Here is an 8,301-nt window from a genome sequence, read left to right as displayed (position 1 = left end):
TCTGATTAACTCAGCCCTGCTGAGTCGTTTTGCATAGCTTAGTCTAAACTCCAGTATTTTACAATAAAAGCTTTTATCCTAATGTCGTCTTCCCCTTAAAACACGACATCCAATAACGCGATCGCAATTTTCTCCCCCAGCCACCCCAACCCCTCCAGCTTGGTCTGGCATGACCGTGCAAGGAAGTAGCGAAGAATAGACAAGCTGAAATATTAGTACTTAATATTCCAATGTTATGGTGTTAAATTTTGGTGTCTTGTTCTCCAAGTCAGTATTTGCTTGCTGATGGGTCGTGTTCTCTTCAGCAATTGTTTGACTATTTAAAATGGCAAGACGCTGCTGAATCTGATGTCGGCGTGCTTCGAGTTTCTCTAGTTCCTCCTCTAAACGCTCTTTCTCTAACATCATTTTGTAAGCATTTAAGTAAACTGTTGCTTGAGAACGTTGAGGAGGCATGGTGCTAAGTTTGGCTTGAATTTGTCTGCGGTTTGGAGTGCGATGCATAATAAATTTCTCTTTGGGTATGGAAGTATTTAGTCTAATTAGCCGTTAAAATAAACAGCCGGCTGCTGCTTGGATGCGTTCTAAAGGCTGAACTGAGCGAGGAAGCATTGGTAAGCGAACCATTGTCAAACCTGGAAAATCGCAATTAATGGTTGCTCTAGAAGTAAAGCGGTTTAGAACAACGTAATTCTGACTTACACCTATTTCTTGAAGAGATTTGAACAGGCGTTTTTGTTCGGCAAGTACGCTAGTCTGGTTAAGTGTAACCCCAATGAACTCTGCTTGTTGTGGGTCTTTTAGCACTTTTTGGGCTTTAACTACACGCTGTCGCAAAGTTCGTAAACGCCCCATAAACTCTGTACGACCAAGGACATTCTGATACTTGATCCAGAGTTTGAAAATCCAAGCTAGCCAGTCTGCTAATGCAGTTGGCATTTCTAGAAAACGCAGAAGATGACCTGTAGGAGCAGTGTCTAAAATAATTAAGTCTTCTTCTTGTTGCTCTAGCAATTCCATTACTGTTAACAGGGAAAGTATTTCATCAATCCCTGGTAAAGCTTGATCGACAATTTTGCGCCAGGCAGCAGGAGCATAGGCCATTTCAATAGCTTCGCTTGTTTGGGTTTCACCACTCATCATTTGGGCCAGTTCCCATAGGTAATCGGCTCTGAATTGATCGAGAATGCGATCGCCATCCACTTCCTGACCTCGAAGATTAGCAGTTATTTGATATGGTTCGTGTCCTAAACTCAGACCAAAGGCATCACCCAAGGAGTGGGCTGGATCGATGGAAACCATGCGAATTTTGCGATCGGGATGTTGTTGAGCCATAGCCCAACCAATCGCAGCTGCTACTGTGGTTTTGCCTACTCCACCCTTACCGCCTATTAGTAACAGGCGACGACCTTTGGTGAGAAAATCTCCAAAGCTAGGAGGAATTGTTTCCGGCCATTGAACTGGGAGTAGATCGATAAGAGATAGCGGTTCAAGCTGAGGAACATGGATTTGGTCGATGAGATGGCTGAGGGCTAAAATCCCTAAAGGCTCCTCATCTTGCTGTGGCACAATAAAAATCGGCTTTTCGTTAGCAAGCTCCGTATACTGACCGATCAGCGGTTGTTGTTCTTGGTAACGATCTGGGTCAGTCGCACTGGCAAGGACTTGGTTAACAAACAACCCTCCGCAAGGAATCTGCATGGTTTGTAAGGCTTCTAGGAATCTTTTTGATTCCAACCAACTCATTGGTTCGGCGATCGCAACTAACAAACAAGCAGTATGGGTAGGATCTTGAAGGAGACGACGACCTTGCGACAGTTCAGCTTTCAGGGTATGCAAAAAGTCGTCAGCGCGATCGGGTGTGTAACTTCCAGCAAAGGTCTTGCTAATAATCCGATGCTTTTCTTGAAACAGTTCAAGAGAGTGGAGGAAAGTGTCTAAAAAATCCATCAATCCAAACAAGTTGAGAGTATGACCGCTAGGAGCCATATCAACTACTACTCGATCTACCCGCTGCTCCTTAAAAAGGCGTTGGATCTCTAACAAGCCCATCAACTCGTCCAGTCCAGGCCAATTTAAATCCCAAACTGGAGACAAGTCTTCGCCTTCAACAAAACTACCTCGCTCCACTAACAGTTCTAAAACCTGACCATAACGCTCTTTAAACTCTTGTAGCAGAAGCTTTGCATCCAACGCCCTTACTAGTAGATTGGGTAGTTCCGCTATGGGACGAGGAATGTCATCAACGCTAACTTGTAAGACATCTCCAAGAGAGTGAGCCGGATCGGTTGAGATTAAAATAATTTGCTCATTGGCGAATTTCTGCGCCCAACGACATGCAAAGGTGCAGGAGATTGTCGTTTTTCCGACTCCACCTTTGCCGCTAAACATAGCAAGGTGTAGGTTATCAAAAAGTTCCATCCCGTTTGTCATTTATGGCGTTTTAGGATAAAGTTACTACATATTTTTGAAAGTTACTTAAGTAATTTTGCTGAATAAAGCTATTTAAAACTAGCCTTGGCGACTAGAAGTCGCGGCTATACAGACAAAACCCGCCTGCGCGGGTTAAGATTCTTACTTTTTCATTAGTCCACGGATGTGGACTTCGCCTGTGTAGCTGCGAATTATATTCGCCCAAATTGGTAGAGAGCAAGAATTGTATTTTCTTCCTTTTGCCTCCTGCCTGGTTGGTGAGCGACTTGCCCTGAGCGTAGTCGTTGGCGCAGCCTCTCGTAGAGAAGGGAGTCGAACCACTGCCTTTCTTCGGTAATTAATTTTGTTGAGTTACTTACAAAGATTAGCCGAGGAACTATAACTGAGGTAAAGATTTAGCCAGAGATGTCCAAAGGTAAGGAGATAAGATGGTTAACAGTTCTGAAGGCGATATAAATATTGGGTGTAATGTCCAAGGTATTTCTGAATACGACTTTTTTTCTGACAGTAATTTTGAGGACATTCATTGTCGTCCACTGAAAACAGACTCTCCCTACTTAGGACTAAAAACTTTTGAAATTAAAGATAAAGACAAATTTTTTGGTCGGGAAAAGTGGATTGCTAATCTGGGCGATCGCTTAAAAAAAGATAATGTACTTTTGCTTTTAGGAGCATCAGACACTGGCAAATCGTCATTGATTCGGGCAGGTTTAATTCCTTATTTAGGATTTCATAAAAAATCATTAATTAATTTAAGTTTTCACCCAGATAAAAATCCTTTTAAATCTCTTTATCACTGTCTTGCTTCTACTTATGGGAAAAAATCGCAAATAGCGGATATTGCTAGAGAAATAAGAGAAAATACCCTAATTCAAATTGTCACATACCTCAAACAAGATTATCAGTGTATTCTGATTTTTATTGACCAATTTGAAGAACTGTTTACGAAAACTCAAAAACCGGAACGCGATAAATTTATTGCTAGTCTCTTTCAATTGATCCAGCAGCAGGATAGCTTTGTCAAAATTGTTTTAACAATGCGGTCTGATTTTTCGGATAAATTTAGTGAGTATCCCCAACTTGCAAAGATTCACGATCGCTATAGTCGTATACTCACTAGAATGAGCGATGCAGAATTAAAGTTAGCGATCGCTGAACCTGCTGCTAAAAACGGCGTTATCTTTGAACAAGGATTGGTTGAGCAAATTATTCATGATTTTCACCAACAAAATGATTATTTACCACTTCTGGCATACACCTTAGATTTGCTGTGGGAAAGGGAAAATATTGCAAACCGGATTCTGAAGACAAAGACTTATAAAGAACTAAAAGAGCAAACGTTTGGTTATTTAGACGGACAAGCTAATCGATTTATTAATGCTAGTGTTGGATGGCGCGATCGCCAGGAACAAGAGATTCAAAAGTTACACCTTGCACTGACTGAATTAAAACTGCGCGAGCAATCCGCCAGGGTTTTGAATTTACTTCCTGTCCAACCGCTAGAGGGTTTGGTGCTGGCAATTCAAACAATGGGTGAGAATCTAGAGAAATACCCAAACCAGCTTCTAGCTTCTGTTTTGGGAAGCTTAAAGGAAGCAATGAACACACCCACAGAGGCAAATAGCTTGCGCGGACACGAGCAAGAGGTTAATTGTGTAGCCTTTAGTCCTGATGGCAAGTTTATTGCCAGTGGCAGTAGCGATTCTACGGTGTGCTTGTGGAATATCATTGGCAATCCCACCGCTCAATTTTTGTTGGGACACGAGCAAGAGGTTAATTGTATAGCCTTTAGTCCTGATGGCAAGTTTCTTGTTAGCGGTAGTATTGACGGAATTTTGTGTTTATGGGATCTACAAGGTAATCTCATTACTCAACCGTGGCAGGGACATGAGGAAGGAGTTATTTCCGTCGCTTTTAGTCCAAATAGCGATGGCTGCGCCAACCCCTCCGGGGTACGCATTGTCAGTGTTGGTTTTGACGGAACAGTGTGTTTGTGGGATTTACAAGGTAACGCCATTACTCAACCTTGGCGCGGACACAAGGAAGGAGTTATTTCTGTCGCCTTTAACCCAAATGGCGATTGTATTATCAGTGTTGGTTTTGACGGAACGGTGTGTTTGTGGGATTTACAAGGTAACAGCATTACCCAACCTTGGCACAAACATGAGGCAAAAATTATTTGCGCCGCTTTTAGCCCCGATCGCAAGTTGATTGTCAGTGGTAGTAGTGATTCTACAGTGCGGTTGTGGGACATCCAAGGTAATCCCATCGGTCAACCTTGGCACGGGCATGAAGGACATGTAAATTCTGTAGCATTTAGCCCTGATGGCAAGTTTATTATTAGTGGTAGCTGCGATCGGACAATACGCTTGTGGAATATCAATGGCAACCCCATCACTCAACCTTGGCGGGGACATGAAGGACAGGTTAATTCGCTAGCCTTTAGTCCCGATGGCAAGCTGATTATCAGTGGTGGCGATCGCACTGTGCGTTTGTGGGAGCTACATCAAATATTACAAGATCGGGTCATCGGGCGATCGCAGCGCAAATATGAGAATTGGGTCAATTCTGTCGCCTTTAGCCCTGATGGTCAGTGGATTATCAGTGCCAGCAATGATTCGACAGTGCGCTTGTGGGATATTGACGGCAACCCCATCGGTCAACCTTGGCACGGACATGAAAAAGAAGTTAATTCTGTCGCCTTTAGCCCTGATGGTAGGTGGATTGTCAGTGCCAGCAATGATTCGACAGTGCGCTTGTGGGATATTGACGGCAACCCCATCGGTCAACCTTGGCACGGACATGAAAAAGAAGTTAATTCTGTCGCCTTTAGCCCTGATGGTAGGTGGATTGTCAGTGCCAGCAATGATTCGACAGTGCGCTTGTGGGATATTGACGGCAACCCCATCGGTCAACCTTGGCACGGACATGAAAAAGAAGTTAATTCTGTCGGCTTTAGCCCTAATGGTCAGTGGATTGTCAGTGCCAGCAATGATTCGACAATCCGCTTGTGGAATATTGACGGCAACCCCATTGGTCAACCTTGGCACGGGCATGAAAAAGAAGTTAATTCTGTCGGCTTTAGCCCTAATGGTCAGTGGATTGTCAGTGCCAGCAATGATTCGACAATCCGCTTGTGGGATATTCACGGCAATCCCATTGGTCAACCTTGGCGCGGACATGAAAAAGAAGTTAATTCTGTCGGCTTTAGCCCTGATGGTCAGTGGATTGTCAGTGCCAGCAATGATTCGACAGTGCGCTTATGGGATAGCAACGGCAACCCCATTGGTAGACCTTGGCGCGGGCATGAGTATTGGGTAAATTCCGCAGCTTTTAGCCCTGATGGTAAACTGATTGTCAGTGGTAGTCTTGATGGAACAGTCCGCTTGTGGTACTGTGGGTGGCAAGAATGGTTGCAAGTTTGCTGCAACAGGTTACATTATCATCCCGTCTTTCAAAATCCTGAAAATGGCAGTGATGTAGAAATTGCCTACCAAACTTGTCAAAAATATGTATGGAATCCACAATTCCCCAAACAGTTGCACAACCAAGGTGCAGCCAAGCTAAAAGAGAAAGCTTTTTCAGCAGCTTTAGAGGACTTTAAGCAAGCAGTTCAACTTAATTTCACATCGCACTGGAAAGATCGCCTTGCTTGGCAATCAGTACCCACAGACAACCAATAACTCGGCCTACGGTTGGACAACTGCAATAAAAGTTTTGAATGCATCCTGCGCCGCTTCTAAAGAGGTTGATGTCACCCTATTTGTATTGGCATTAATTGCCTCTACTTGGATGCCTAAGCCAGAAAGTCACCTCTCTGACTCGGCTACAAAACCATGCATGAAACGTTAATTTCACACGGCTCCTCGATGATTTGGTGCTTGACAAACACGGTTCTTCAGTACTTGTTATGCCAAATTGTTAGGAATGCATTGTAATAGTTATGTTAAAAACTATAAAAAATGATGCCTGGAACTGTTATTAAAATTGATATCTAAGACATTTTTGTTGTTTGCTATAAATATAACAATAAATATTTTAGTGTATTTCCAGTCGTGGTCAACAAAAAAGATATTAAAATTCTAACAGAACTTCTTGGTTTAGAGGATGTAAAAGTCATATCACATCGCCTTCATGGTGGGATTGGAATGATTTTACAAACCGAATCAAAAGCATCACATAGTATTTGCCCTAATTGTGGTACAAAAAGCCATAAATTGCATCAGAATCATCGACATATTGTTAAAGACTTACCCTTTGGAGAAAAACCAGTATTTTTAGAAATTAATAGACGACAATTCAAATGTGAGAAATGTAAAAGACCCTTCAGCGAAAACCTAGATTTTGTCAGAAAAAAAAGGACTTATACAAAAAGGCTTGCACACAAAATAATACAAGAAGTTCTAGAAAACGACATTCACAGTATCACCTCAAAAGGAATAGTGACAACAGAAGAGATAGAACGTATGTTAAAAGACGCATCGGAAGAATTATCAGATTCAAAACCTTTAAACTTAAAAAGACTTGGGATTGACGAGATAGCTTTGATTAAAGGAAAGGGGAATTACTGTGCAGTACTAGTAGATATAGATACATCTAAACTCATTGCGATTTTAGGCGATGTCTACGACGGGCTACGCCTACGCACACAAACAATAATCAGAGAAACCCTTTTAGAATGGGGAGTTGAGATTTTAGAGCGAATAGAAGAAGTAAGTATAGATTTGTGGCGTGAGTATAAAAATCTAGTCGCAGAATTAATGCCAAATGCTCAAGTAGTAGCAGATAGATTTCATGTAATGACACAGATAAATAAAGAATTAGACACCCAAAGAAAAAGAGAAAGACAAAATGTAGAAGAGTTAATCAAAAAAGCAAAATTAGCAGATGATAAAGCGGAATATGAACTAATATTGGAAGGGTTAAAGAATAGTAAATACCCCCTACTCAAAAATGAAGATGACTTAAATAATCAGCAATTGAATAAACTTATTCAAGTGAAAAATGTATCTCCTATTCTGAAAGTAATGCATGAACTAAAGGAAAAGATTAGAAAAAATTTTAATAAGACTAATGATTGGTATACCGGAGTCTTTAAACTAGGTATGTGGTTATCGAGAGCTAAAAAATATTTCCCAAATAGTAACAATACTATTATCCGTTGGTTTGATGAAATCATTGCTTATTTTGACAATGGTACAACTAGTGGTAAAGTCGAAGAAATTAATAACAAACTTAAACTTATTAAACGTTCTGGATATGGATTTAGAAACTTTGAAAATTTCAGAGTTAGATGTTTATTAAATTGGCATTAAAATTATTAGTTTGGCATAACAAGTACTGAATAGCCATGTCTTAGATGTCAATTTTAATAACAGTTCCAGGCATCATTTTTTATAATTTTTAACATAACTATTACAATGCATTCCTAACAATTTGGCATAACAAGTACTGAAGAACCAAGGTTATACGTCTAGAGTGCTAAGGCAAGAATTTCCGCATTTGTTGAGACTACCTTCAATGTGGACTAGAAATTATTTCTGCGGAACAGCAGGTGATGCTTCAAGTGAGACAATTAAAAAGTATATTGCCAATCAAAAAACACAATAAAATTAGGACTGCACCTAAAGGTGCAACGCAAAAATCCCACCCATGAAGGACACAAAAGACTAAAAACCCAAGAAGTTTTTAGTCTTTTGTTGGTGGGCTTTCTGCTCCAATAATTGTAAAGCAATCACCTCTAGCATCGTCAGGCGATCGCATTTTCACGGAAATAACTGTTGAAGTGCGCCGTTCTTAGAGGATGCATGGCGAACCCTCAAACCCTGCTAAAATCCCTGTATCAAATATACCAACTACCATGTCTGG

General features: G+C 41.2%; 4 protein-coding genes and 1 pseudogene. 3 read left to right on the top strand and 2 right to left on the bottom strand.

Annotated features, from left to right (window positions below):
• Positions 1-219: 219 nt before the first annotated feature.
• Entirely contained in the window at positions 220-504 is a 285-nt protein-coding gene (locus HWQ44_RS21520; protein ID WP_292722781.1) for a hypothetical protein, read from the bottom strand.
• A gap of 45 nt (positions 505-549) precedes the next feature.
• Complete coding sequence (locus HWQ44_RS21515; protein ID WP_292722778.1) at positions 550-2,433, bottom strand: ArsA family ATPase; 1,884 nt, start codon at positions 2,431-2,433, stop codon at positions 550-552.
• 428 nt (positions 2,434-2,861) lie between these two features.
• Between HWQ44_RS21515 and HWQ44_RS21510 the strand changes: the two genes are divergently transcribed.
• The 3 genes and pseudogenes from HWQ44_RS21510 to HWQ44_RS21500 all read left to right on the top strand — a co-directional run.
• Positions 2,862-6,116, top strand: a complete 3,255-nt coding sequence (locus tag HWQ44_RS21510; RefSeq protein WP_292722775.1) for a WD40 repeat domain-containing protein — start codon at positions 2,862-2,864, stop codon at positions 6,114-6,116.
• Positions 6,117-6,506: 390 nt separating this feature from the next.
• Positions 6,507-7,748: an ISL3 family transposase gene (locus tag HWQ44_RS21505; RefSeq protein ID WP_292722784.1), complete on the top strand. Its 1,242-nt coding sequence runs from the start codon at positions 6,507-6,509 to the stop codon at positions 7,746-7,748.
• Positions 7,749-7,893: 145 nt separating this feature from the next.
• A pseudogene (locus tag HWQ44_RS21500) lies at positions 7,894-8,043 on the top strand (transposase); the annotation flags it as partial.
• Between the last annotated feature and the right edge of the window lie 258 nt (positions 8,044-8,301).

It is taken from the genome of Nostoc sp. JL34 (assembly GCF_017114945.1).
In the GTDB taxonomy this organism is placed as follows: domain Bacteria; phylum Cyanobacteriota; class Cyanobacteriia; order Cyanobacteriales; family Nostocaceae; genus Nostoc.
The sequence above is the reverse complement of the archived record's forward strand: the minus strand, read 5'-3'. Positions and strand labels throughout refer to the sequence as shown.